General features: G+C 42.5%; 24 protein-coding genes. 10 read left to right on the top strand and 14 right to left on the bottom strand.

Annotation, left to right across the window (positions count from 1 at the left end):
• Nucleotides 1–9 precede the first annotated feature (9 nt).
• Both ACE1SE_RS09475 and rluB read left to right on the top strand, forming a co-directional pair.
• The gene (locus tag ACE1SE_RS09475; protein WP_374050683.1) at nt 10–630 is read left to right on the top strand and encodes an L-threonylcarbamoyladenylate synthase; all 621 of its coding nucleotides are present in this window, start codon (nt 10–12) and stop codon (nt 628–630) included.
• 82 nt (nt 631–712) lie between these two features.
• A complete protein-coding gene (gene rluB, locus ACE1SE_RS09470) occupies nt 713–1,636 on the top strand; it encodes a 23S rRNA pseudouridine(2605) synthase RluB (RefSeq protein WP_374050682.1) in 924 nt (307 codons plus the stop codon).
• Nucleotides 1,637–1,698: 62 nt separating this feature from the next.
• Here the strand turns inward: rluB and cobO are convergent, their stop codons facing one another.
• Nucleotides 1,699–2,295, bottom strand: coding sequence for a cob(I)yrinic acid a,c-diamide adenosyltransferase (gene cobO, locus ACE1SE_RS09465; RefSeq protein WP_374050681.1), 597 nt, complete (start codon nt 2,293–2,295; stop codon nt 1,699–1,701).
• Nucleotides 2,295–3,059, bottom strand: coding sequence for a YciK family oxidoreductase (locus ACE1SE_RS09460; RefSeq protein WP_374050680.1), 765 nt, complete (start codon nt 3,057–3,059; stop codon nt 2,295–2,297). The genes cobO and ACE1SE_RS09460 overlap by 1 nt, the downstream gene beginning before the upstream one ends.
• Before the next feature lie 202 nt (nt 3,060–3,261).
• Here ACE1SE_RS09460 and sohB point away from each other — a divergent pair, with 202 nt between their 5' ends.
• From sohB to cysB, 3 genes are all read left to right on the top strand, one after another.
• Complete coding sequence (sohB, locus tag ACE1SE_RS09455) at nt 3,262–4,308, top strand: protease SohB (RefSeq protein WP_374050679.1); 1,047 nt, start codon at nt 3,262–3,264, stop codon at nt 4,306–4,308.
• A 549-nt stretch (nt 4,309–4,857) separates the two neighbouring features.
• On the top strand, nt 4,858–7,455 hold the full coding sequence (gene topA / locus ACE1SE_RS09450; RefSeq protein WP_374050678.1) for a type I DNA topoisomerase: 2,598 nt from the start codon (nt 4,858–4,860) through the stop codon (nt 7,453–7,455).
• A gap of 361 nt (nt 7,456–7,816) precedes the next feature.
• Nucleotides 7,817–8,791, top strand: coding sequence for an HTH-type transcriptional regulator CysB (gene cysB / locus ACE1SE_RS09445; RefSeq protein WP_374050677.1), 975 nt, complete (start codon nt 7,817–7,819; stop codon nt 8,789–8,791).
• Nucleotides 8,792–8,890: 99 nt separating this feature from the next.
• On the opposite strand, the gene ACE1SE_RS09440 is transcribed toward cysB, so the two are convergent.
• Nucleotides 8,891–9,736, bottom strand: a complete 846-nt coding sequence (locus ACE1SE_RS09440) for an Evf family palmitoylated virulence factor (RefSeq protein WP_374050676.1) — start codon at nt 9,734–9,736, stop codon at nt 8,891–8,893.
• A gap of 295 nt (nt 9,737–10,031) precedes the next feature.
• On the opposite strand from ACE1SE_RS09440, the gene acnA reads away from it, so the two are divergent.
• Nucleotides 10,032–12,719 (top strand): aconitate hydratase AcnA, encoded by a 2,688-nt coding sequence (acnA, locus tag ACE1SE_RS09435; RefSeq protein ID WP_374050675.1) that lies wholly within the window; start codon nt 10,032–10,034, stop codon nt 12,717–12,719.
• A 95-nt stretch (nt 12,720–12,814) separates the two neighbouring features.
• On the opposite strand, the gene ribA is transcribed toward acnA, so the two are convergent.
• A complete protein-coding gene (gene ribA / locus ACE1SE_RS09430) occupies nt 12,815–13,405 on the bottom strand; it encodes a GTP cyclohydrolase II (RefSeq protein WP_374053633.1) in 591 nt (196 codons plus the stop codon).
• A gap of 371 nt (nt 13,406–13,776) precedes the next feature.
• On the opposite strand from ribA, the gene ACE1SE_RS09425 reads away from it, so the two are divergent.
• The 4 genes from ACE1SE_RS09425 (at nt 13,777) to yciH (ending at nt 16,410) form a co-directional block, all read left to right on the top strand.
• Complete coding sequence (locus ACE1SE_RS09425; protein ID WP_374050674.1) at nt 13,777–14,091, top strand: LapA family protein; 315 nt, start codon at nt 13,777–13,779, stop codon at nt 14,089–14,091.
• Nucleotides 14,092–14,097: 6 nt separating this feature from the next.
• Nucleotides 14,098–15,267 carry a lipopolysaccharide assembly protein LapB gene (gene lapB / locus ACE1SE_RS09420; RefSeq protein WP_374050673.1) on the top strand — a complete coding sequence of 390 codons (1,170 nt, stop codon included), beginning with the start codon at nt 14,098–14,100 and terminating at the stop codon, nt 15,265–15,267.
• 83 nt (nt 15,268–15,350) lie between these two features.
• Complete coding sequence (gene pyrF / locus ACE1SE_RS09415; RefSeq protein ID WP_374050672.1) at nt 15,351–16,091, top strand: orotidine-5'-phosphate decarboxylase; 741 nt, start codon at nt 15,351–15,353, stop codon at nt 16,089–16,091.
• Nucleotides 16,084–16,410, top strand: a complete 327-nt coding sequence (gene yciH, locus ACE1SE_RS09410) for a stress response translation initiation inhibitor YciH (RefSeq protein WP_374050671.1) — start codon at nt 16,084–16,086, stop codon at nt 16,408–16,410. Before pyrF ends, yciH begins: the two co-directional genes overlap by 8 nt.
• Nucleotides 16,411–16,476: 66 nt before the next feature.
• Here yciH and bla read toward each other — a convergent pair whose 3' ends face one another.
• The 10 genes from bla to ACE1SE_RS09360 form a co-directional block, all read right to left on the bottom strand.
• On the bottom strand, nt 16,477–17,406 hold the full coding sequence (gene bla, locus ACE1SE_RS09405; protein ID WP_374050670.1) for a class A beta-lactamase: 930 nt from the start codon (nt 17,404–17,406) through the stop codon (nt 16,477–16,479).
• 95 nt (nt 17,407–17,501) lie between these two features.
• Nucleotides 17,502–19,439: an exoribonuclease II gene (locus ACE1SE_RS09400; RefSeq protein WP_374050669.1), complete on the bottom strand. Its 1,938-nt coding sequence runs from the start codon at nt 19,437–19,439 to the stop codon at nt 17,502–17,504.
• 360 nt (nt 19,440–19,799) lie between these two features.
• The gene (gene nth, locus ACE1SE_RS09395; RefSeq protein ID WP_374050668.1) at nt 19,800–20,432 is read right to left on the bottom strand and encodes an endonuclease III; all 633 of its coding nucleotides are present in this window, start codon (nt 20,430–20,432) and stop codon (nt 19,800–19,802) included.
• A gap of 13 nt (nt 20,433–20,445) precedes the next feature.
• Nucleotides 20,446–21,150: an electron transport complex subunit E gene (locus ACE1SE_RS09390; RefSeq protein WP_374050667.1), complete on the bottom strand. Its 705-nt coding sequence runs from the start codon at nt 21,148–21,150 to the stop codon at nt 20,446–20,448.
• A gap of 2 nt (nt 21,151–21,152) precedes the next feature.
• Nucleotides 21,153–21,779, bottom strand: a complete 627-nt coding sequence (gene rsxG / locus ACE1SE_RS09385) for an electron transport complex subunit RsxG (RefSeq protein WP_374050666.1) — start codon at nt 21,777–21,779, stop codon at nt 21,153–21,155.
• 16 nt (nt 21,780–21,795) lie between these two features.
• On the bottom strand, nt 21,796–22,875 hold the full coding sequence (gene rsxD / locus ACE1SE_RS09380; protein WP_374050665.1) for an electron transport complex subunit RsxD: 1,080 nt from the start codon (nt 22,873–22,875) through the stop codon (nt 21,796–21,798).
• Nucleotides 22,876–22,887: 12 nt separating this feature from the next.
• Nucleotides 22,888–25,017 (bottom strand): electron transport complex subunit RsxC, encoded by a 2,130-nt coding sequence (gene rsxC, locus ACE1SE_RS09375; protein WP_374050664.1) that lies wholly within the window; start codon nt 25,015–25,017, stop codon nt 22,888–22,890.
• Nucleotides 25,010–25,633 (bottom strand): electron transport complex subunit RsxB, encoded by a 624-nt coding sequence (gene rsxB / locus ACE1SE_RS09370; protein WP_374050663.1) that lies wholly within the window; start codon nt 25,631–25,633, stop codon nt 25,010–25,012. Before rsxB ends, rsxC begins: the two co-directional genes overlap by 8 nt.
• Nucleotides 25,633–26,214: an electron transport complex subunit RsxA gene (gene rsxA, locus ACE1SE_RS09365; RefSeq protein ID WP_374050662.1), complete on the bottom strand. Its 582-nt coding sequence runs from the start codon at nt 26,212–26,214 to the stop codon at nt 25,633–25,635. The genes rsxB and rsxA overlap by 1 nt, the downstream gene beginning before the upstream one ends.
• A 117-nt stretch (nt 26,215–26,331) precedes the next feature.
• Nucleotides 26,332–26,772 (bottom strand): DUF2569 domain-containing protein, encoded by a 441-nt coding sequence (locus ACE1SE_RS09360; RefSeq protein ID WP_374050661.1) that lies wholly within the window; start codon nt 26,770–26,772, stop codon nt 26,332–26,334.
• Nucleotides 26,773–26,856 lie beyond the last annotated feature (84 nt).

The following is a 26,856-nucleotide window of genomic DNA, read 5'->3' as shown; positions in this document are numbered from 1 at the left end:
GTTATATTTATGAGCCAGTTTTTTTATATCCACCCTGACAATCCACAAGTTCGTCTTATTGACCAAAGTGTGGATGTACTGAAAAAAGGCGGAGTTATCATCTATCCTACTGATTCAGGTTATGCCATTGGCTGTTGCCTTGAAAATAAGGATGCTATGACCCGTATATGCCGTATTCGCCAATTGGAAGGACGCCACAATTTTACGTTGATGTGTCGTGATTTGTCTGAAATTGCCACTTATGCTCATGTAGATAATCAGGCGTTCAGGTTGATCAAAAATAACACGCCAGGCAATTACACTTTTATTTTACAGGCGACAAAAGAAGTACCGCGTCGTTTGATGAACGAAAAACGCAAAACCATTGGCTTGCGTGTTCCTTCAAATCCTATTGCGTTGGCACTGCTGGAAGATATGCGTGAGCCACTGATGTCATGTAGCTTAATTTTGCCCGGCAATGATTTTGCCGAATCTGATCCTGAAGAGATTAAGGATACTTTGGGCAAACAAGTTGATTTAATCATTCACGGTGGTTATCTTGGGCAGCAACCGACGACGGTAGTAGATTTAACTGGGGATTCACCAGTAATTCTTCGTGAAGGCGAAGGTGATGTAACGCCTTTTTTATAAAGTGTACGATTTCTATAAAGTATACGATTCAATTTTTATTTAGTATTACGACGCCTGTGAAGGCGACAATAGAGGTTGCTCAATGAGCGATAAAACAGAAAAGTTACAAAAAGTTCTCGCGCGTTCTGGTCATGGTTCCCGTCGTGAAATCGAGGGATATATCCAACAAGGGCGTATTAGCGTTGATGGTAAGATCGCAACGTTGGGTGATCGAATCGAAGTTAATTCCGCAATAAAAATTCGTCTGGATGGACGGATCTTAAATATCAAAGAGCCACAGAAAACAGTCTGTCGTGTTTTGGCTTATTACAAACCGGAAGGTGAATTATGTACCCGCCATGATCCTGAAGGCCGTCCGACTGTGTTTGATCGTCTGCCAAAAATGCAAGGCGCACGCTGGATTGCGGTAGGGCGTTTGGATATCAATACCAGTGGGTTGTTGCTGTTTACTACTGATGGGGAATTAGCTAACCGTCTAATGCACCCAAGCCGCGAAGTTGAGCGTGAATATGCAGTTCGTGTGTTCGGTGAAGTCGATAACGCAAAACTTCGTCAATTGACACAAGGTGTGCAATTGGAAGATGGCCCTGCCTCGTTTAAGACCATTGCGTTTAAAGGTGGAGAAGGTATTAATCAATGGTACAACGTCACTCTGACAGAAGGTCGTAATCGTGAAGTCAGACGTTTATGGGAAGCGGTTGGTGTTCAGGTCAGCCGCCTGATCCGTGTACGTTATGGTGATATTGATCTGCCGAAAGGTTTGCCGCGTGGTGGCTGGGCTGAGTTGGGATTGGAACAGACTAACTATTTACGTCAGTTGGTTGAGTTGGATGAAGAGATTGTGACTAAAGTCGCTGTTGGACGAGATCAACGCCGCGTTAAGGCTAATCAGATCCGCCGTGCTGTAAGACGACATACTCAGGTTGCATCCCGTCCAGCGGGGAAGCGTCCTGCAAGCAGTTCTCGTCAGAATGCAGGAAAAAAGACGACATCTAAAGGTCGTTAATACACTTAAGCCGCTGTTTCAGCCATCAACATTTATCTAACGTGTTGAAACAGCGGATTCATTTACCAGTCAATGCCTTTCTGTGCCTTGATTCCGGCATTAAACGCATGTTTTGCCGGACGCATTTCCGTAATCGTATCGGCATATTCCAGTAATTCTCGATGGCATCCTCTGCCAGTGATAATCACACTTTGATGAGCAGGGCGCTGTTTAAGGGCAGTCAGAACATCGGTGAGTTCTAAGTAACCATAACTAATCATATAGGTTAATTCATCCAGCACTACAAGGTGCAATGAAGGATCAGATAACATTGCCGCAGCCTGTTTCCAGGCCGTTTGGCAGGCTGCTGTGTCTGATTCACGATTTTGAGTCTCCCATGTGAAACCTGTTGCCATCACATGAAATTCAACACCTTGCTGTATCAGCAAGTTCCTTTCACCGCTTTCCCATGTCCCTTTGATGAATTGGATAACACCAGTACGTTGTCCATGCCCGATTGCACGAATAGCTGTGCCAAATGCAGCGGTAGTTTTTCCTTTACCATTTCCAGTGAACACAATAACAATCCCCCGTTCTTGTTGTGCTGCTTCAATACGGGCATCGATTTTTTCTTTCAGGCGCTGTTGCCTTTTCTGGTATTGGCTGTTATCTCTGGTCATTATTCGGCAGGTCCCGCTTTGCGTCCGGGTTGAGCATCAAAACTGATGCCGGAATCATTTCGGCTGTCATCTCCCATGACATAAAGATAGACGGGCATAATATCCGCTGGTGTTTTTAACTTAGCGGGATTTTCATCAGGAAAAGCACTTGCTCGCATGCTGGTGCTTGTTCCGCCGGGATTAATGCAGTTAATACGCAGGGAAGTATCCCGATATTCTTGTGCCAAAACTTGCATTAGGCCTTCTGTAGCAAATTTGGAAACAGCATATGCTCCCCAACCACTTCTGCCTTCACGGCCGACACTGGAGCTGGTGAACACCAAAGAAGCGCTAGTGGCTTTTAATAATAGAGGGATCAATGCCTGAGTCAGCATAAAAGTAGCGTTGACATTCACTTGTATCACGTCATGCCAAAGTTGAACAGGCTGTTCTACGATAGGGGAAACAGCACCAAGAAGCCCAGCGTTGTGCAAGACTCCATCCAAATGTGAATAATGCCGGGCCAGATAGTTGGCGAAAGTTTGGCATTCTTCAGCAGTCACAGTCAGCAGATCCATCGTATAAATGTCAGCAGGGAACCCACCATCGTTTGTAATTTGTTGCCTGACTGCTTCCAGTTTCGTGGTAGTTCGTCCCAGTAAAATAACCTGTGCACCGTGACGGGCATAGGTCAGTGCGGCTTCGCGTCCAATGCCATCGCCAGCACCGGTTACCAGAATAATTTTTTTTTGCAGCAGATGACTATTGGGTTGGTAATCAAACATCGGACAATCTTCCTGTATTACTTGTGAATTTATGATTTGCCATTTTAGGATGGTTCCCGTCAAATTTGCACTAGCAGGCAAAAAATTAGCAAAAAGTAGAATTCCAGTTGAAGCCAGATTGAACAAACTGTTAGAGCAAGGCATCCGGTTTTTAGTTAGAATGAAACAAACATATTGTTCATCAATTAATAAAGGTGGAGCTGTGGAATATTTGTCTCTATACGGATTGTTTTTAGCCAAAGTGCTCACGGTGGTCTTAGCAATCGTCATTCTGGCGGTCGTTTGTATCGGATTAGGTGTACGTAAAACAATGCACAAAGGGGAATTGAAGCTGACTAATCTTGGTAAGTCATATAAGGAAAGACAGCGCCAGATGCAGCAGGCTCGAATGAGTGAAGCAGAACAAAAAATTTGGCAAAAAACATTTAAAAAACAGCAAAAAAGTGACGCTAAACAGCAAAAAGCGGAAGCCAAAACGGGTCATAAAGGCATACAGAAGCCAAATCTTTATGTTTTGGACTTTAAAGGTAGTATGGATGCCCGTGAAGTGGAGTCACTCCGCGAAGAGGTCAGTGCAATACTGGCCGTAGCCGACAAAAAAGATGAAGTTTTGTTGCGACTGGAAAGTCCTGGTGGTGTGGTTCATGGATATGGACTGGCAGCCTCTCAATTGGTTCGTTTACGGCAGAAAGGGATACGTCTGACAATTGCCGTGGATAAAGTAGCTGCAAGTGGTGGATACATGATGGCTTGTGTGGCTGATCGCATTATTGCTGCACCGTTTGCTGTTATCGGTTCCATTGGCGTAGTGGCTCAATTACCAAATATTCATAGGTTATTGAAGAAAAATGATATTGATGTTGAATTGCATACTGCTGGTGAATATAAACGTACCCTGACTGTTTTGGGCGAAAATACTGAACAGGGACGCAAGAAATTTCAGGAAGATTTGAACGAAACGCATAAGTTATTTAAATCATTTATCCATCAATATCGTCCGTCTTTGGATGTGGAAAACGTAGCTACTGGTGAGTATTGGTACGGTACACAAGCAAAAGAAAATGGGTTGATTGATGATGTGGGTGTCAGTGATGATTTTCTGATTGAAAAAATTGAACACAGTGAAGTAATCGGCGTCAATTATTATCGCCGCAAACGTGCCATAGACCGTTTTATGGGGAGTGCGATGGAAAACGTTGATAAATTATTTATGCGTTGGTGGCAAAGGGGAGAAAAACCTTTGTTGTAACGGAAAAATCAGTTACCTAAAACTATTGCAGATATTATGCGGGTAAATAGAAGAGATTTATATATCCTTTATTGCCCGCATATTTATTGATAATTTATTAACCATCCAGGGATGATACTCCGTCCTCTTTGTTGTACGTTTTCTGCGTACATGCCTTGTATAAAATTTTCGTGTTTCTTAATGATTTAATTTACTTTTTTCAGCAACTGATCTTGCTTAACAGGCATGGTTTTAGTTTTCATTTATTGTGCTCCTTCAAAAAATAAGTTGTTGCGCATCGTTTTTTATCAGGTAGAGTGTGGGCTTTTCGTCATGCAGATGGAAGATTTTGTTTACAACTGTTAAAACATACAATTGCATGGTTTGTGTAGGTATATAAAATATCCTAAATATTTCAAAGGGTTTTGCGTTTAAGCAAAAGGACAAGATAAAAATTAGTTGATATCTTGCAAATCTATCGCAATATAAAAAGAGGTTTTATTTTATATATCGCAACATAACGCCGTGATTTTCGCCATCTGAAAAGAAGATAATTAGGTAAAGGTAACTATGGCTAAAGCTCTTGTTATAGTGGAGTCCCCGGCAAAAGCCAAAACAATCAATAAATATCTGGGGAATGACTACGTTGTAAAATCTAGTGTAGGTCATATCCGTGATTTGCCGACGAGTGGAACAGTGAGTCAAAAGAGTTCAAGCTCATCTACCGATAAGAATAAAAAGAAAGCAAAAAAAGATGAGAAAACGGCGCTGATCATTCGTATGGGCGTCGATCCTTATCATGGTTGGGAAGCAAATTATCAAATTTTGCCAGGCAAAGAAAAAGTTGTTTCAGAGCTGAAAACGCTGGCTGAAAAAGCCGATCATATCTATCTTGCAACAGACCTTGACCGCGAAGGGGAGGCCATTGCATGGCACCTGCGAGAAGTGATTGGTGGAGATGAATCCCGTTTCAGCCGAGTTGTATTCAATGAAATTACCAAAAATGCAATCACACAGGCTTTTGATAATCCGGGTGAATTGAATCTTGACCGTGTGAATGCCCAGCAAGCGCGCCGTTTTATGGATCGCGTGGTAGGTTACATGGTTTCACCACTATTGTGGAAAAAAGTTGCCAGAGGGTTATCCGCAGGGCGGGTGCAATCTGTCGCAGTTCGTCTTGTGGTTGAGCGGGAACGTGAAATCAAGGCATTTGTGCCGGAAGAATATTGGCAACTGCACGCGGATTTAATGGCTAAGGGTGATATCTCTCTCCATATGGAAGTGACTCATGAGAAGGGAAAATCATTTAAACCCGTAAATGCGCAACAAACGCAGTCAGCAGTATCTCTGCTTGAAAAAGCAAGATACAAAGTGATTGAACGTGAAGATCGTCCAACATCGAGTAAGCCAGGTGCACCATTCATTACCTCAACATTGCAACAGGCTGCAAGTACACGGCTTGGATTTGGGGTTAAAAAAACCATGATGATGGCGCAACGCTTATATGAAGCTGGGTATATCACTTATATGCGTACCGATTCGACTAACTTGAGTCAGGACGCGTTGGAAATGGTTCGTGGTTATATCAGTAACCATTTTGGTGATGAATACTTGCCGAAAAGTGTCAATGTTTACAGCAGCAAGGAAAACTCTCAGGAAGCTCATGAGGCGATTCGACCTTCTGATGTTAATGTCATGGCAGAAGAATTGAAAGATATGGAAACTGATGCTCAAAAATTGTATCAGTTGATTTGGCGTCAATTTATTGCTTGTCAGATGACGCCTGCGAAATATGATTCCACAACACTGACCGTTCAGGCTGGTGATTTTGAGTTACGTGCTAAAGGCCGTACTCTGCGTTTTGATGGTTGGACAAAAGTCATGCCGATTTTGCGCAAAGGAGATGAAGATAATACTTTGCCGATCATGGAGGTGGGGACAGAGCTTGATTTGCAACAGTTGATACCAAGCCAGCACTTTACAAAACCACCTGCGCGTTTCAGTGAAGCATCCCTGGTCAAGGAATTGGAAAAACGTGGAATTGGTCGTCCATCGACTTATGCATCAATTATCTCAACCATTCAAGAGCGGGGTTATGTTTGCGTTGAAAACCGGCGGTTCTATGCAGAGAAAATGGGTGAGATTGTCAATGATCGTTTGGAAGAAAATTTCAACGAATTGATGAACTATGATTTTACAGCAAGAATGGAAGACCAGCTCGATCATGTAGCTAACAATGAAGCAAATTGGAAAGGCGTTTTGGACGAATTTTTCTCCAATTTCAGTGAACAGCTTGATGTCGCCAGTAAAGAGCCAAATGAAGGCGGAATGCGCCCGAACCCGATGGTGATTACCTCGATTGGGTGCCCGACTTGTAGCCGTCCAATGGGAATTCGTACTGCGACAACAGGGGTATTTCTTGGCTGTTCTGGTTACGCATTGTCACCTAAAGAGCGATGTAAGCAGACGATTAACCTTATCCCGGAAAATGAAATCCTGAATATCCTGGAAGGGGATGATGCTGAAACCAATGCATTACGTGCCCGTCGGCGCTGTAGAAATTGTGGTACAGCGATGGACAGTTATTTGATTGATAACCAGCGTAAATTGCACGTATGCGGTAATAACCCTGAGTGTGATGGTTATGAAGTTGAAGAAGGTGAATTCCGCATTAAGGGTTATGACGGTCCAATAGTTGAGTGTGATAAGTGCGGTTCAGAAATGCACCTGAAAATGGGGCGTTTTGGTAAATACATGGGTTGTACAAACGAAGGATGTAAAAATACCCGTAAAATTTTGCGTAATGGGGAAGTGGCGCCACCGAAAGAAGATCCGGTTCCGTTACCTGAGCTGGCATGTGAAAAATCGGACGCCTACTTTGTTCTGCGTGATGGTGCAGCAGGGGTATTTTTAGCAGCCAACACCTTTCCTAAATCTCGCGAAACACGGGCACCATTGGTTGAAGAGCTTGTTCGGTTCAAAGATCGCTTGCCGGAAAAATTGCGTTATTTAGCGCAAGCGCCTGTTGCTGATCCAGAAGGGCATAAAACAGTTGTTCGTTTTAGCCGTAAAACTAAACAGCAATACGTTTCGTCAGAGAAAAATGGTAAGGCAACCGGATGGAGCGCATTTTTTGTTGAAGGAGCTTGGGTTGTGAAAGAAAAGTAATCGATCTTTAAGATAAATTTGTGCATTATATCTTCATTTATGGGGTATAATTCATAGAAATATATTTAGAGAGATATTTCTTTTTTTGTGGAAAATGTAACTTTTCTTTCTAAAAAGCCAGTTCTATGGACTGGCTTTTTTTGTATTTCAACAAAATTAAAACACAATATATCTGCAACAGGTGCCTGATAATAGTTACTCAACTTAATTATTTGTTATATAAATATATAGCAAGTGTTATAGTGGTTATATTCTCATAAATATATATTCTATATAGTTATAAGTGAGTAACCATTAGCAATATAGAAATTGGTTAAACTACAAAACGTTCATACATTTGATTATTAGGGACAGTGCTGATATGAAACTACAGCAATTGCGTTATATTGTAGAGGTGGTTAACCACAATCTAAATGTATCTTCTACAGCAGAAGGGTTGTATACCTCTCAACCGGGGATCAGCAAACAAGTCAGGATGCTCGAAGATGAGCTGGGGATTCAGATATTTGCTCGTAGTGGTAAACATTTGACGCACGTGACTCCGGCTGGTGAAGAAATTGTCCGTATTTCACGTGAGGTTCTGTCAAAGATTGATTCAATTCGTTCTGTTGCCAGTGAACATACCTATCCCGATCGTGGTTCTTTATATATAGCGACGACCCATACACAAGCAAGATATGCTTTACCTCCTGTTATTAAGGGCTTTATTGAGCGTTATCCCAATGTATCATTGCATATGCATCAAGGTTCTCCAACGCAAATTGCGGAAGAGGTATGCAAAGGAAATAGTGATTTTGCGATAGCAACAGAAGCACTGCATCTCTATAGCGATCTGATTATGTTGCCTTGTTATCATTGGAACCGTTCTATTGTGGTGACGAAAGATCACCCTCTTGCTGGTAGAGAGAATGTGACGATTGAAGAACTGGCTAAATATCCGATTGTAACTTATACGTTTGGTTTTACTGGCCGCTCTGAGTTGGATGTTGCTTTTGATCGGGTTGGTTTGAAACCTAAAATCGTATTTACAGCAACAGATGCTGATGTGATTAAAACTTATGTGCGGTTAGGGCTAGGGGTTGGTGTGATTGCCAGTATGGCTGTAGAACCTGTTAAGGACAGTGATTTAGTGCGTATTGATATGCGTGATCAATTCGGTTACAGCACTACCAAAATTGGCTTTCGACGCAGTAGTTTTTTGCGCAGTTATATGTATGATTTTATTTGGCGTTTCGCGCCACATTTGACGCGTGATGTCGTGGATAAAGCCATTGCATTACGCTCCAGTGAAGAAATCGAAGAAATGTTCAAAGATATCGAACTGCCGATAGTATAAGAAGATATTTAATATCAGCAAAATAGATATAAATAAGATAGATAGTGTCAAGAAGATTAAACCACCTCCAAACAGCAGGCAGGTGGTTGATCTTTTATTTTATGTCCCTTTTGGGATCAATGTATTAAATTCACCACTGAAAAAATGGTCAGAATTTTCGATTGAAGATTTTTGGTTTTTGAGAATGAAATTATCGAAAGCTATTTTAACTTCGTGATTTTCTAGCGATTGATAATTAAATAAGGAAATACAAGAGGAGTAAGTGAATTCAACATTAATATTCTCGCTAGAAGCGCAGTTTGACGTCACTTCTGAGTTGGTTCTGTCAAAATCTATTTTATAGAGTTTTATTTTAGGGACATACATGACCCGATCTTCAACGCCAATTGCTTCAATAACACTGGCTAATGTGAGGGTGGAATAATGATCTCCATTCCGTTTTAAACCCAGCCTTATAGCATCACCTTGTTTTTGCAAAAAATCGGAAAAGCTTTTCAGGCTTGGAGAGCTTGCATTTAAAATAATATCCATGATGAGTTGAAGTAAATTTGTTGCAATAGAAACTCCTTTCATTTCATGTTGGTAGGTTTGACTTTCGACATTCATGATACTCATCAATGGCAGTTTTGCCATGATATCTCCCCAAAATTGAATGTCAGTCTTATATTCTTTGCCATGAATACTGGTATATTTGGCGATATAATCGGCGGCTATTGAAGAAAGGGCGATCTGTATTTTTTTGATTTCATTCATTTTCTGTATGACACTGCCTTTGTCGACAATATTTGAAGTAATAATAAATTGAACAAGGCCGTCTGCATCACTAAGTTGATAATCCGACAAGGAAAATTTATCTCTAATGCTAATACCAGCCGAAAAAAACTGATCAGCTTGTTTTATATGGCTTAGGTAATGTTGGTATTCTTTGTTTTTTTCTGTATCCATAATTTTACCTCCAATCTCTAATAAACGTATTGAGTATCCTGAATATACTTTCAGGTTTCAAATTGAAATTTGAAACCTATTAGCCAGAAATGCGTAGAAACTTTAGAGTCAATTCAATCAAACTCTTATGGCGTGAATAAAACATATCTACTTTAATGGTGTCATCATTAAAATTTATCAATAAATGAGGATTTACAGCCAGTTAGCAAAATGTGTGGTGACGGAATAACAAATAGTTGCTTATATGTTATGGTTAATGTTAGCTGACCATCAATAATAAGAAAGGAGAGGAGTTATGTCGTTTAAATTGAAAACGGACTGTGCTTCAACGCTCTCGATTGGAAGCAAATCCACTGGCAGTAAAACCTATCACTATTACAGTTTACCTCTGTTATCTGAACAATTGGGCGATATATCCCACCTGCCAAAGTCACTGAAAGTTCTGCTCGAAAATCTCTTGCGCAATGTTGATGGTGAATCAGTTGTGGAAGATGATTTGCAGGCGCTGGTGGAATGGCAAAAAACCGGTCATGCAGACCGAGAAATTGCTTATCGCCCCGCCCGCGTACTTATGCAGGATTTTACAGGTGTGCCGGCTGTCGTTGATCTTGCTGCAATGCGGGAAGCTGTGTTGAGACTTGGTGGAAATGTAGAACAGGTTAATCCATTATCCCCTGTTGATTTGGTGATTGATCATTCGGTGATGGTTGATAAATTTGGCACTAAACAGGCATTTTCAGAAAACGTCCAGATAGAGATGGCACGTAACTATGAACGTTATCTGTTCTTGCGTTGGGGACAGAAGGCTTTTAATCGTTTCCGCGTTGTCCCTCCCGGAACGGGAATTTGCCATCAGGTTAACCTGGAATATCTAGGTAAAACCGTCTGGTATGAAAATCAGGATGGTAAGGATTTTGCTTATCCTGATACGTTGGTCGGAACGGATTCTCACACAACTATGATTAATGGGTTAGGCGTTCTGGGGTGGGGCGTAGGGGGAATTGAAGCCGAGGCAGCAATGCTGGGGCAGCCAGTTTCCATGCTGATCCCAGATGTTGTCGGTTTTAAACTGACCGGAAAATTGCAAGAAGGGATAACAGCAACTGATCTTGTACTGACTGTGACACAAATGCTGCGTAAGCACGGTGTTGTGGGCAAATTTGTTGAGTTTTATGGTGATGGATTATCTGATTTGCCGTTGGCAGATCGGGCAACTATTGCCAATATGTCTCCTGAATATGGTGCGACTTGTGGTTTCTTCCCTGTTGATGACATTACATTGGACTATATGCGCTTAACGGGGCGCCATGAAGAAGAAATTGCTTTGGTTGAAGCTTATTGCAAAACTCAGGGATTATGGCGTAATACGGGGGATGAGCCTATTTTTACCAGTACCCTGGAGTTGGACATGTCGACAGTTGAAGCAAGTTTAGCTGGGCCGAAACGTCCTCAAGACCGGGTTGCATTGGGAAATGTACCACAGGCTTTTCAGTCTGCCATGGAATTGGATATCCATAAAACGCAAGAGCACTCATCAGCAGTATCAGTGACTTTAGATAACCAGCCTTTTTCATTGCAAGATGGTGACGTGGTGATTGCTGCCATTACCTCTTGCACAAACACCTCTAACCCCAGCATATTGATGACGGCGGGATTACTTGCCAAAAAAGCGGTTGAAAAAGGTTTGCAGCGTCAACCATGGGTTAAAACTTCACTAGCTCCTGGTTCGAAAGTTGTGACAAGTTATTTAGAATTGGCAGGTTTCATGCCATATCTGGAAAAATTGGGTTTTAACCTGGTGGGGTATGGTTGTACTACCTGTATTGGTAATTCTGGGCCATTACCTGATCCTATTGAAGCTGCAATCAAGCAAGCTGATTTAACCGTTGGCGCTGTGCTTTCCGGTAACCGCAATTTTGAAGGGCGTATTCATCCCCTAGTGAAAACTAACTGGCTGGCCTCGCCGCCGCTGGTGGTGGCTTATGCGCTTTCCGGCAGTATGAAAAAGGATCTGACGCGAGAACCTATCGGAAAAGATCAACAAGGTAATAATGTTTACTTGAAGGATATCTGGCCTGATAGTACAGAAGTTGCAGAAGCGATTGAAAAAGTCAGGACCGAAATGTTCCATAAAGAATACGATTCTGTGTTTGATGGTGATGAAAATTGGCAATCCCTGAGCGTCGAAAGTTCAGCAACTTATGCTTGGCAGCCGGATTCCACCTATATACGCAATCCGCCTTTCTTCAGTGATATGATGGCTGAGCCTAAACCAATTACAGACATTCATCAGGCTCACGTTTTGGCGATTTTGGGGGATTCAGTCACGACGGATCATATTTCCCCTGCGGGAAATATCAAGGCTGACAGTCCTGCCGGACGTTACTTACAAGAACATGGTGTTGCTCCAAAAGATTTTAACTCTTATGGCTCAAGGCGTGGCAATCATGAAGTGATGATGCGAGGAACGTTTGCCAATATTCGTATTCGTAATGAAATGGTATCGGTTGAAGGAGGTTATACCCGGCATATTCCTTCACAATCCCAACTTGCTATTTATGATGCAGCTATGCGTTATCAGGAAGAAAAAATACCATTAGCCGTTATTGCGGGGAAAGAATATGGTTCAGGATCAAGCCGTGACTGGGCTGCAAAAGGAACAAGACTATTGGGAGTCAGGGTTGTGATTGCAGAGTCTTTTGAACGTATTCACCGTTCTAACTTGATTGGTATGGGTGTCTTGCCATTGGAATTTCCTCAAGGCGTTAGTCGCAAGAGCTTAAACCTGACGGGTGAGGAGCGAATTGATATTACAGGATTATCTAATATTCAGCCTGGGCAGACAATTACAGTGAAAGTTACCTATACCAATGGACAGGAAATTATGATTGATACCCGTTGTCGTATTGATACGGGAACAGAACTGTCTTACTTCTATCATGATGGTATTTTGCATTATGTGATTCGTAATATGCTTAAATGATAAGAAACTGAAAAATTGCATTTAGAAATAAAAACTGCGCCCACACCGACGCAGTTTTTTATATTTTACAGAAAGTAATTAGAAAACTTTTAGTTTTATTTGGACAGCAGATGGCCCATTCGGTTGGCTTTGGTATCCAAATAGTGAGCATTTTGGGAATTACGTCCTACTATCAATGGAACACGTTCGGTGATATTAATACCTGCTTTTATCATGATTTCAACTTTTTTAGGGTTGTTAGTAAGAAGACGAATTGTATTAATGTTCAAAACTTTATACATGTCTGAGCACAGGGTGAAATCTCTTTCATCGGCAGCAAAACCTAATTGATGATTGGCTTCAACAGTATCAATCCCTTGATCCTGTAAAGCATAGGCACGGATTTTATTCAGCAGGCCAATATTGCGACCTTCCTGGCGGTGATAGAGCAAAACACCTCGGCCTTCCTGACTAATTTGCGAAAGAGCAGCTTCTAACTGAAAACCACAGTCGCATCTTAGGCTGAATAATGCATCTCCAGTGAGGCATTCTGAGTGGATGCGCGATAATACAGGCTCATCACCAGAAATATCACCGAAAACAAGAGCGACATGATCGCGGCCTGTTTTGATTTCTTCAAATCCAATCATTAAAAACTCGCCCCATGGCGTAGGTAATTTTGCTTCAGCTACTCGTTTTAGCTGTATTTTTGTATTCATATGTTGATTTAACTCGTTATAAATATTGCGATATCAGAACAATACCGGTTGAGAAATCAGCTAAAACTACGTAAAAATTTTCTCTGATTACAACGCATGCACGCCGAAGCATTGTAACAGAAATTATTAGTGGGCATGAATATAAAGCATCGAGTCCTTTAATGATAAATATATTAACATGCTAAACTATAGGCAGATTTTTACAGATGTCTTTATTACAAGAAGAGGAAAATTAGCGTTTATTGCAATAAATTGTTTCCTTTACGTAGACGTGTGTAGACGAGAAATGCTAATTTAACACGCCACTATGTCTGTTATTTGGCATAACCAATCAGCAACAATAGATAACAGGAAGAAATGTGAAATATTTTCTGATCTTATTACTGGCACTGGTTGTTTTTGTTATCTCAGTGACGCTGGGAGCAAATAATAATCAGATAGTGACGTTTAATTATTTGATTGCTAAAGGTGATTACTCTGTATCCACATTGCTGGCTGCGTTGTTTGCTGTTGGCTTTATTCTCGGTTGGGGAGTTTGTGGTTTTTTTTACCTACGCGCCTGTGTTTCTTTGCGCCATGCGAAACGCAAAATCAAGCGACTGGAAACTCAAGTGGAACAATCATCTGAATCATCCAAAAAAGTCGTATCTACCGTAGCATTAAACAAGGAATAATTCTCTATGTTAGAGCTGTTGTTTCTGTTGCTTCCCATTGCTGCCGCCTATGGCTGGTATATGGGGCGCAGAAGTGCTCAACAAGATAAACAACAATCGGCTGATCGCCTTTCGCGTGAATATGTTGATGGTGTTAATTTTTTGCTCTCCAATCAGCAAGATAAGGCGGTAGATTTATTTCTTGATATGCTGAAAGAAGATAGCTCTGCATTTGAGGCTCACCTGACATTGGGAAATCTCTTCCGCTCCCGTGGTGAAGTTGAAAGAGCCATCCGTATTCACCAGTCCCTGATGGAAAGTGCTTCCCTGACATTTGAACAGCGTTTGCTTGCGATCCAGCAACTTGGGCAAGATTATATGGCTGCTGGAGTCTATGATCGTGCAGAGAACATGTTCGTTCAGTTAGTTGACGAAACTGACTTCCGTGAAAATGCCTTTAATTCCTTGATAACCATCTATCAGTCAACCAGTGATTGGAATAAAGCCATTGATATCGCTGAAAAACTCGTAAAACTGGGTAAACACCATTTTCGGGAAGAAATTGCCCATTTCTACTGTGAGTTGGCTCTGCAATGTATGGGTAATGATGATTTTACTTCTGCGATTAGCTATTTGAATAAAGCGGCTCAAGCAGACAAAAATTGTGCCCGTGCTTCTATTATGTTTGGTCGTATTTATATGGCTCAGGGGGAATATCTTAAAGCGACCAATGCGTTGAAACGCATTCTTGAGCAGGATAAACAATTAGTCAGTGAATCTTTGCCAATGCTGCAGCAATGTTACCAACATTTGTCTCAACCAGATGAGTGGCAAGCTTTTGTACAGCGTTGTGTGGAAGAAAATTGTGGTGCGATCGCTGAACTTCATATGGCTGATATCCTTGAGAAGAAAGAAGGGCGTGAGGTTGCTCAAAACTTCATTAACCGTCAGTTGGAACGCCATCCAACAATGAGATTATTTTACCGTCTGATGGATTACCATATGACGGAAGCGGAAGAAGGACGCGCTAAAGAAAGCCTGATTCTTTTGCGCAATATGGTAGGTGAGCAAATCCGCACAAAACCTGATTATCGATGCCATAAATGTGGCTTTACTTCCCATTCGTTATATTGGCATTGTCCATCATGTCGTTCTTGGGACTCTATTAAACCGATCCGAGGGTTGGATGGTCAGTGACACTGTCACTATTATATTGCTATTCATTAGTGATTAAAGTTTATAAATAATTCAATTTAATTAGTAAATCAAAGGGCCTAAAAATGATCTCCCACGCAGTTCAAACTTTAGATAAACAGATTGACTCACCTGTTATTGTTGCACTGGATTATGACAATCAGAATGCAGCACTGGCATTTGTCGACAAGATTGATCCACACTCCTGTCGTCTGAAAGTGGGCAAAGAGATGTTTACACTGTATGGCCCGCAATTTGTTCAGGCGCTGCATCAGCGTGGTTTTGATGTGTTTTTGGATCTTAAATTTCACGACATCCCCAATACAACGGCAAGGGCGGTTGCTGCTGCCGCAGAATTAGGTGTGTGGATGGTTAATGTTCATGCAAGTGGTGGTGCGAGAATGATGACAGCAGCTAAAGAAGCATTGCTGGCTTACGGTAAGGATGCGCCTCTGTTGATTGCGGTGACAGTGTTGACCAGTATGGAGCAATCTGATTTATTAGGCACAGGCATTGATATAACTCCAGCGCAACATGCGGAGCGTTTGGCATTATTGACAAAACAGTGTGGTTTAGATGGCGTAGTTTGTTCAGCCCATGAAGCACAGCAATTAAAAGCTGTATGTGGACAAACATTCCAGCTTGTTACCCCAGGTATTCGTCCTGAAGGTACAGAAGCGGGAGATCAGCGCCGGATCATGACACCTCCTCAGGCGGTTCAGGTTGGGGTGGATTATATGGTGATCGGGCGTCCAATTACCCGCTCAGAAAATCCGACATTAGCACTACAGCAGATTAACCAATCTCTCGGAATCATTCATGAATAATAACTCTCGCTTGGTTTATTCGACGGATGGTGGCCGCATTCAGGAGGAGGAAAAAGTAAAGCCTTCTCGTCCGAAAGGTGATGGTATTGTACGTATCCAGCGCCAAACCAGTGGCCGTAAAGGGAAAGGTGTTTGTGTGATTACGGGCATAGATGCTGACGACCAAACTTTGGCTAAGTTAGCAGCCGAATTGAAGAAAAAATGTGGCTGTGGAGGTTCTGTCAAAGAGGGCGAAATTGAGATTCAAGGCGATAAACGCGACTTACTGAAGCAATTGCTGGAAGCAAAAGGCATGAAAGTAAAACTGGCTGGAGGCTAAATCCAGTTTGCTATCTACAAGCTATGCAGCCAATAAACTGCGTAGCTTGGTAATTGAACTCATTCATTAATACGGTGTCACAATACGGGCAGCCGCTGCCAATACGTCAGGACGAGCACTGGCTTCTTTGTTATCTGGCTGAGTAAAATAGGTCACCAAAACCAACGGTGCGCGGTTGGATACGGGCCAAATTACCGCGATATCATTTGTTGTACCATAATCACAACGACCTGTTTTATCACCTACAATCCAATCCTTGGGTACTCCCGCACGAATGCTGGCGCCGCCAGTTGTATTGCCTTTTATCCACTCAGCTAATTGTTCACGTTGTGTTGTAGCTAGGGCATCGCCCAACACCAAATTATATAAACTTTTTGCCATAGCTTGAGGTGTAGAAGTATCACGTTCATCATCTGGAATAGCGGTATTTAATTCAGGTTCATAGCGATCGAGGCGAAAAGAATTGTCACCGATAATACGGGCAAAGCGTGTCACTTCATTTGGGCCATTTAATTGGTTAAGAAGCAAATTCATAGCTGCATTATCGCTATATTGCAGTGCTGCTGCACTCAACTCTCCTAAGGTCATTCCCTCTTTGAGATGTTTTTCCGTAATTGGGCTGTATTCAACAAGATCTGATTGTTGATAGTGAACTCGTTGATTTAACAGGTGAGTATTTGTTTCACTTTTTTGCAGAATAGCGGATACCGCCATCAGCTTACTGGTGCTGCATAGAGGAAAACGTTCGTTTGCACGGTAGGCGATGGTGGAATGATCAGATGTATCTATCAATACCACACCAAGCCGGCCATTGGCATTTTTCTCCAATATGGAAAGCTGATGGATGATCTTATTTGTCTTGCCAGATGGTGTTTCATGCTGGTGAGAAATTTGATTGTTATGAACAGTGGAACTAGCTGGAAAAGTGAATAATATACCAAGTAACGAAGCGAGGGCAGTTGCGAAACCTACTCGGTTTACCGAAGAAAATAGCATGTGGAAGTCCTTATAGGGATGCTCTATTGTTATTACAAAACTGCCGCCATAAATGGCGGCAGAGATGCTTTATAGAAATTATTTGTAAGATTAGCTTATACAGGACGTGCCACAATATTGCGGGTTTCCATTCTGACCTCTTCAATACGGACATTAATGATGTCATTCAAGCGGTGAACAATCTCACCTTTGATCAACACGGAACCTGTTTCTTGGCTGCATTGAAGTTCATCACGAACAGCATGCAAAAATGGTCCAGGAACGAAAGCGATAGCACCGTTGTCTACCAGTCGAACTCGCAGGCCACCACGGGTGATATCGATAATTTCTGCTGGGAATGTTTTATCTGTACCAGCATGAGGCTGCAAGAAACGGGCATAGAGCCAATCACCAACATCACGCTCGGCCATGCGGTTAGCTCGGCGACGCTCTGTCAATCGCAGACAAAAATCTTCAGTGGGTTTTTCCATCTCCACTTGTTGGATAATTGCTTTCAACAAACGGTGGTTGATAATATCGCTGTATTTGCGGATAGGGGATGTCCAGGTTGCGTATGCATCAAATCCTAAACCAAAGTGTGGACCTGGTTCTGTTTTGATTTCCGCAAACGTTTGGAAACGGCGGATGCGACTGTCCAGGAATTGGGTTGGTTGTTTATCCAGTTCACGGCGCAATTCGCAAAATCCTTCCAGATTCAGTAATGCTTCGGCATTAGCTTCAATGCCGTTTTCCTTGAGAACTTCAACGACTTGCTCAATCTGGGTAGGTTCAAAGCCAGTGTGGACGTTATAAATACCAAAGCCTAACTTATCACGCAGAATTTTAGCTGCACATAAGTTTGCTGCGATCATGGCTTCTTCGACAATGCGGTTAGCTGTACGGCGCTGTTCAATAACGATATCAACAACATGGCCGTTTTCATCAAGGATAAAGCGATAATCAGGGCGTTCCTTGAAAACCAGAGCGTTTTGTAGACGCCAGTTATTGCGGCGTTCACACATCTCTTTCAGAAGGGTGATTTGGCTAGTCACGGCGGCTGATTCTGGTTTCCAACCTTCTTGGCCTTCTAACCAGTCTGAAACTTCGTCATAAACCAGCTTAAATTTAGACTCAACCCAAGCAGAGAAAAATTGAATATCATTACCCAATTGACCATCTTCGAAAATTGAAACCTGACAAACCAGGGCAGGGCGGCGTACATTAGGGCGCAGAGAACATAGGTCATCGGATAGCTCACGAGGGAGCATTGGGATATTGAAACCTGGCAGGTAATTGGTGAAACTACGCTGATAGGCAATTTTGTCCAGTTCGCTATCCGCTTTGATATAAGCAGTGGGATCGGCAATTGCAATAGAAAGTTTTAGACTGCCGTCATCATTTTTGGTGATGTGCAGGGCATCATCCATATCTTCGGTTGTTGCACTGTCAATAGTGACAAAATCAAGCGCTGTCAGATCGATGCGTTCGATAGAACTATCATCCAACTGGCAATCCGTCATCGCTGGCGCTTCGCGTTCCAGTTCGTGGCGAGTTAATGTTACCCACCATGGTGCGTAGTGGTCATCACCTTGCGTAATATAGCCAGTGATTTCGGCATGAAAACTACGATCGCCTTTCAGGGGATGTCGGCGCATTTCAGCTACGGCCCAATCGCCATTTTCAAAGGTATGGTCAACGTGGTTTGCTGGGCGGCAAGGGATAGTGTCTTTTAATAATGGGTGATCAGGTATAATCCACAGTCGGTTGTCATTTTCTTTCTTCTGGACCTTTCCTACAAAACGGGTCAGGAAGGGTTCAATCAGAGACTCTGGTTCGGCAATTTCTTTCTCTTTATCTGTGTGGATAGCAGCGGTAATCCGATCACCGTGCATGACTTTTTTCATGTGAGGAGGTGGAATGAAATAACTTTTTTGGCCATCGACTTCTAAAAATCCAAAACCTTTCTCAGTTCCTTTGACTAAACCTTCTACACGCAGGGTCTTGGCATGAAGTTGCTGTTTTAGCTGCGCAAGCAGCGGATTATTTTGAAACATAATATCAAGAGAATATGGAGTTATTATTGATAATTTTGGACAACAGTTTTACGCGAATCGAGGGTATGGAGCAAGTAACATCTTATCAAAACAGGAAAAACTGTGGTGTAAGGCCAAAATATCCACGGATACAGCAGTGTTGTTAGTTTTATAACAGCCTCATCCGTGTATTGGATAACATTTGAAAAAGAGATATTTAGTTACAACATACTATTGAAACCACACAACCAACTTACTTAATTCACCTTAATCTATTCAAAAATTTCAACAGGGCAGGAACAACCGTGATATGGCTTTTTCAGTCTGTCTCCTATAATGGATTGTATAGAAGACAGACAAATAGAAATTTAAGATTTTTTATTATTCGATTTTATCCGTATATTCACAAAGATCCTCAATAATGCAAGAGCCACAGCGCGGCTTACGAGCAATACAAGTATAGCGACCATGCAGAATCAACCAATGGTGACAATCAACCTTGAATTCGGCTGGCACAACTTTCAATAAATTCTTCTCGACTTCATCAACATTCTTCCCTGGGGCAAATTGGGTTCGATTGCTGACGCGGAAAATATGTGTATCAACGGCAATGGTTGGCCAACCAAAAGCAGTATTTAAAACAACGTTAGCAGTTTTTCGACCGACACCTGGCAATGCTTCCAGCGCCGCGCGATCTTCTGGTACTTCTCCCTGGTGTTTTTCCAGCAATATCCGGCAAGTTTTGATCACGTTTTCAGCTTTAGTGTTATATAACCCAATGGTTTTTATATACTCCTTTAAACCATCAACGCCCAAATCAAGGATTGCCTGCGGAGTATTGGCAACGGGATATAGTTTTGCCGTTGCCTTATTCACGCTGACATCAGTAGCTTGTGCAGACAGTAATACGGAAATGAGTAACTCAAATGGAGTGTTGAACACCAGCTCAGTAGTTGGATGTGGATTGTTATCCCGTAAACGGGTGAGTATCTCAATCCGTTTTTGTTGATTCATATCTGGTTACTCTTCAGCTTCTTGTGATATGGCTTCCACAGCCTTTTTCTACGTTATATTGGCGTTCTTTATTTTCTGCCCGATGTCTGATGCGTTCATCAATGATATATTTTCCTGCCAGCATCAAACCTAATCCGATAAAAGCACCTGGAGGCAGGATAGCGAGCAGGAAAGGAGAATCCAGATGAATTATTTCAATACGTAGTGATTTAGCCCAACTACCCAGCAACAAATCCGCTCCATCAAAAATAGTCCCGTTTCCCAAAATTTCTCGCATAGTACCCAATACAAATAAGGCGAAAGTTGCTCCCAGCCCCATTGAAAGGCCATCAATCGTTGAATGATAGATAGAATTCTTTGATGCGTAGGCTTCAGCACGACCAATCACGATACAGTTGGTCACAATCAGGGGGATAAAAATACCCAATGATTCATAGAGTCCGAAAGCAAAGGCATTGATTAACATCTGAACGGCACTGACAACAGACGCAATTATCATTACATAAATTGGGATACGGATTTCATGAGGTATCCAGCGACGTAATGCGGATACTGCCATATTGGTACTCATTAAAACCAGTGTTGTCGCTAATCCTAATCCCAGAGCATTGGTCGCCGTGGAGGAAACAGCCAATAAAGGGCAAAGCCCTAAAAGCTGGACCAATGCGGAGTTATTTTTCCATAGTCCCTGAATAAATAGATTTTTAGTTTCATTCATGATTATTTCTCTTCGCAAGTTGTCAGGGAAGAAAGTTGTGTCGGCACGGTTTCCAGATAAAGAGCGGTCCGTTTAACGGCATTGACAACAGCACGTGGTGTAATGGTTGCACCGGTAAATTGGTCAAATTCTCCGCCGTCTTTTTTGACCGCCCAATTGTGATCATCCTTTGACATGACTTTTTTACCGGAGAAGGCATAGATCCAATTGGAAATTTTGGTCTCAATTTTGTCTCCCAAACCGGGTGTTTCATGGTGTTCAGTTACTCGAACCCCCAGTACACTACCAGAAAAATCAGCGCCAACCAGTAATTGAATTGCGCCTGAATAGCCATCAGGGGCCGTACTTTCTAACGCAGCGGCGACCAGAATGCCTTTTTTACGAGCGAGGTAAAGACGGTGAGGCAGTTCATTACCTAATGCATTGTTTGTCACCAGATAGCATTCATTTTGCAGATCATTGTCGTATAAAGCAGGAGGAACAACTTGATCCAGCAATACCTTATGCTGCAAAGCTGCCTGTTCGGCGATCCGCTCCTTTGTTAATGAATAAACCATTGCTGTTAACCCTGTCGTACAAGCCGCGAAAATTGCGAGGGTAATACCGTGACGACGCATAGTTTCTAACATAGTATTTTCCCTTTTCCTATTTATGGCCGTAAGCACGAGGCTGGGTGTAATGGTCAATAAGTGGTACACATATGTTTGCCAGTAATACCGCAAAGGCAACAGCATCAGGATAACCACCATAAACACGAATTATCCAAATAAGCCCACCAATAATAGCTCCGTAAATCAAACGACCTTTTGGTGTTGTTGCTGCGCTGACTGGATCAGTCGCAATAAAAAATGCGCCCAGCATGGTTGCACCGGAAAAGAGTTGCAATAAAGGTGGTGAATAACGAGTAGGCTCAAAGAGCCAACTGAGCAATGCACAAATACCCAGTGACAAAATAAATGCAGTTGGGATTTGCCAGTTAATAATTTTTCGGTTGAGCATAATCAGGCCGCCAACCAAATAGGCAACGTTAACCCATTGCCAGCCAATGCCTGCTAATACTCCTTGTAATATAGGTTGTTGCAATACTTCATCAATATTGTGAGTCAATCTGCCGGTTTTGAAACTGTCCAGCGGTGTTGCTTGACTTAATCCATCAATACCTTGTTGTAGCTGTAACAAAGTCGAGCCATCTGAAGTATGTCCTGTGAAAATGACCACCAGACTATCCCATGGTGTTAAAGTGAATACTTGTAAAGATTCTGGGGGCATCCAACTGGTCATTTGTACAGGGAATGAAATCAACAGAACGACATAACCAATCATGGCAGGATTAAACGGATTTTGCCCAAGTCCGCCATACAGATGTTTAGCAACAATGACAGCAAAAAATGTGCCGAGTACGATTAGCCACCATGGCGCTAATGGTGGCAGGCTGATACCTAAAAGCAATCCTGTCACTAAAGCAGAGTTATCTTTGAGATAGGGAAGTATTAGTTGTTTTTTCAATGCGATAGCAGCAGATTCAGCTAACAATGCGGTAATGACAGCTAGCAAAATTTGGAACAATGTTCCATAGCCAAAAAAATGGGTCTGGACAGCGATACCGGGTACGGCAGCTAAAACCACCCAAAGCATGATCTGGTTAGTGCTTTTTTGATTGTGTGTAAAAGGCGAACTTGCGACTTTTAATTGGTTGTTGTCAGTTTTTACTGGCCTAAATTTCATCGATAAATTTCACTATTCTGTTGTAATTCTTTGTTCTTCTTGAGCGGCTTTCTTAGCCTTGGCGCGAGCGATAGCCGCCGCAACAGCCGCTTTACGAGGATCAGTTTCTTCTGGCGCTTTGGAAATAACCTGTGGTGGAGTCGATTCAGTCTGGTTTTGAGCGGCTTTCTTGGCCTTGGCGCGGGCGATAGCCGCCGCAACAGCCGCTTTACGAGGATCAGTTTCTTCTGGCGCTTTGGAAATAACCTGTGGTGGAGTCGATTCAGTCTGGTTTTGAGCGGCTTTCTTGGCCTTGGCGCGAGCGATAGCTGCTGCAACAGCCGCTTTGCGAGGATCTTGTTTATCATCCGCGCTATTTTGTTGAGGTTCCTTTGGTGACGTTGTCACCTCTCTGCTTTGTGCTGCCTTTTTTGCTTTTGCCCTTGCTATTGCAGCGGCGAGGGCAGCTTTACGCGGATCATTGTCTTCAACCGATGTTGATGTATTTTTTTCTATATCTGAGCTTGCAGTAATTTGTTTTTCTGCCTGCCGAGCACGCAACTGTTCTTTTCTGGCCTTACGTGCTGCAATTGCGGCTGTATTGTCAGGTAATTGGCCTGCTTGCACAATGATAGATTCGCCAGTATTTTCCTGTTTTTCCTTCGCACGGGCAAGAGCATCTTGTACGGCACTTTTATCACTGCTATTTACTTGAACAGCCGCTTTCTTATGGCGTTCTTCACGCGCCAATTTTTCCCGTTCCAGACGTGCCTGTTTGGCTTCAAAACGTACCTTAGCTTCGGTAGAGCGGCGTGCTTCTGCTTCTATCGCCCATATTTCAGCTTTTTCCTGTCGGTAGTATTGAACCAGGGGAATGTTACTTGGGCATACATAAGCACAAGCGCCACACTCAATACAGTCGAATAAATGATGATTTTTGGCCTTTTCATGTTCTTGTCCTCGACTGAACCAGTACAGTTGTTGTGGCAACAATCCGGCAGGGCATGCTTCAACGCATAGGCCGCAGCGAATGCACGCTTCTTCAATGACTTTGGGTTCCATTTCTTGTACCGAAGGTGCAAGAATACAGTTACTTATTTTGACGATAGGGACATTCAAATCAGGCAAAGTGAATCCCATTAATGGCCCACCCATAATGACCATTTGTTCTGATCCTGGGTTAAATCCGGCTTGTTGTAACAGGAAGTGAACGGGTGTGCCGAGACGAGTCCAGAAATTACCGGGAGAAGTGATAGCTTCACCTGTTAGTGTAACTACACGTTCGATTAACGGCTCGCCATCAATAATGGCTCGTTTTATCGCCACAACTGTCCCCACGTTTTGCATAAGAACGCCGATATCAGAAGAGCGACCGCCAGAAGGTACTTCTTTTCCGGTCAGGATCTTGGTCAGTTGTTTGGCACCACCAGAGGGATATTTTGTTGGAATGACGCGCATAATGATGAACTTATCACCATTAAGTGCTGTGTTTAAGGCATGGATTGCTTCAGGTTTGTTATCTTCAATACCGATCAATACCTGCTTTGGATTAAGCAAATGTATCAAAATACGGATACCTGCAATAATTTCTTCCGCATGTTCCTGCATTAAACGGTCATCAGCGGTGATATAGGGTTCACACTCAGCCGCATTGATGATCAGAGTTCTGAGATTGTTTCGTCCGCCTTTAAGTTTTATTTCAGTAGGGAAGCCAGCGCCACCTAAGCCAGCAATACCGGCTTGTTGAATGCGTTGCAATATTTTATTGGCATCGAGAATCGTATAATCAGCGACTTGGTTGCGTTCTCCCCATTGATCTTTACCATCAGGACGCAACCGGACACACAACTCTTTCAGCCCGGAAGGGTGTGCTGTGACGCAAGGTTCAATTGCAATAATTGTCCCGGATGTGGAAGCATGAACAGGTACTGTTCTGCCCATTCCAAACGTTAAGGCCTGACCTTTCAGCACATTATCACCCACTTTAACCAGCAGTTCACCTTCTGGTCCCAAATGTTGCTGTAGGGGGATGATTAATTCATTCGGCAATGGAGCATGGCGTAATGGGGTACGGCTAGATTGCAGTTTCATTTCTGGTGGATGGATACCACCATCAAAATCCCAGATTTTATTTTTGTTAAACAAGTTGAGCAGATTAAACATGAGTTTTAACCTCAACAGGCTTAGCAAGAGAGAACAAAGTGGGGTCTGGTGTTACGGGAATATTTTTTACTGGAATGGTGTTTAAATCCCACTTCCAATTTGAGGTAGTAGTAGCAACGGGAATCATCGTAATGCAATCTGTTGGGCAAGGTGCGACACAGAGGTCACAGCCTGTGCAGAGATCTTCAACAACGGTGTGCATGGCACGGTTTGCACCAATAATGGCATCTACAGGGCAAGCCTGAATGCATTTTGTGCAGCCTATGCAATTTTCTTCATCAATGAAAGCAACTTTTCTGGCTGGATTTTGAACGCTATCGTCGCCATCCAACGGTTGTGGATCAACACCCAGCAATTCAGAGAGTTTGATCATAACTTGCTCTCCACCGGGAGCGCATTTATTGATCATCTCGCCATTATTGGCAACCGCTTCCGCATAGGGGCGACAACCGGGATAACCACATTGTCCACATTGACTCTGAGGCAACAGGTTATCGATATTTTCAACAATCGGGTCTTCTTCTATTTTAAAACGACGGGCAGCAAAACCAAGAATTAAGCCAAAGGCTAATCCGAGTATGCTTAACACGCCGATAGCAATCCATAATGACATCATTAGAATTTCACCAAACCACTAAAGCCCATAAATGCAAGGGACATTAACCCGGCAGTAATAAGTCCTATCGATGAACCACGAAAAGGGACAGGAATATTGGCAACGGCCAGACGTTCCCGAATGCCGGCAAACAGCACCATAACGAGAGAAAAACCCGCGGCAGCGCTGAAACCATATACAGCAGATTGTAAAAAACCGTGGGATTGGTTGACATTCAGTAATGCAACACCAAGTACAGCACAGTTAGTTGTAATCAGTGGCAAGAAAATTCCTAACAAGCGATAAAGCGTCGGGCTGGTTTTGCGGACGACCAATTCCGTAAACTGAACGACAACCGCAATAACGAGAATGAAGCTCAGAGTTCGCAAATAAACCAAATCAAGCGGGACAAGAATAAGTGTGTTTACCAGCCATGCGCAAATAGAAGCCAGGGTAAGAACAAAAGTTGTGGCTAGTCCCATACCGATGGCGGTTTCAAGTTTTTTGGATACTCCCATAAATGGGCATAGACCCAAAAATTTTACTAAAACAAAGTTATTGACCAGGACTGTGCCAATAAATAACAAAAGGTATTCAGTCATTGCTATACCTGAAAATAAGATATTGGAAAATGGAACACTGCTTACGTAGTTTGAGTAGAAATTCCCCACCTGAATGTGGGGAAGCGGGGCAATGATAACAATCAATTGTGGGGTATGTTATCGATCTTGTGTGAAAGTCATTTTCACCCGATGGGAGCGTTTAATATAAGGAATGAAAACAGCAGCAGCCAGTAATGACCATAATAGGGAACGTATTGCCATTTCATCAGAAATAGGAGAAAAGGCAAAAGTTTTTATCGCTATCAGCACGGAAACCATCAGCCAAATAATAAAAATACGAGGAAATCGCCGCGAACGAATAAAAAGTAGCTTCAATACCCATACAGTAAAACACCACATCATTATCGTGGTTAATACTGAGGTATACCACAAGGCGGTAAAATTGCCACCAATTTGATTAATAGCCTCGTTTTTATGGATAAACGTCATTATATATAGCAATAACATCAAACTAGCAGCGATTAATGTCATAAGCAGATATGCGGCAGGCGCTAATAACCAGCCATTAATACGATAATAATCATTGGACTGATACATAAAAAGTTTTCACTCCATCATGAGTGTCTTTGATATTAGGAAAATGATTATAGGAAAAAGAGAGTAGTACTGGAATTAAGATTA

The sequence above is a fragment of the Xenorhabdus taiwanensis genome, assembly GCF_036512875.1.
GTDB classification, from domain to species: Bacteria; Pseudomonadota; Gammaproteobacteria; order Enterobacterales; family Enterobacteriaceae; genus Xenorhabdus; species Xenorhabdus taiwanensis.
This window is presented reverse-complemented; position numbering and strand designations above follow the sequence as displayed.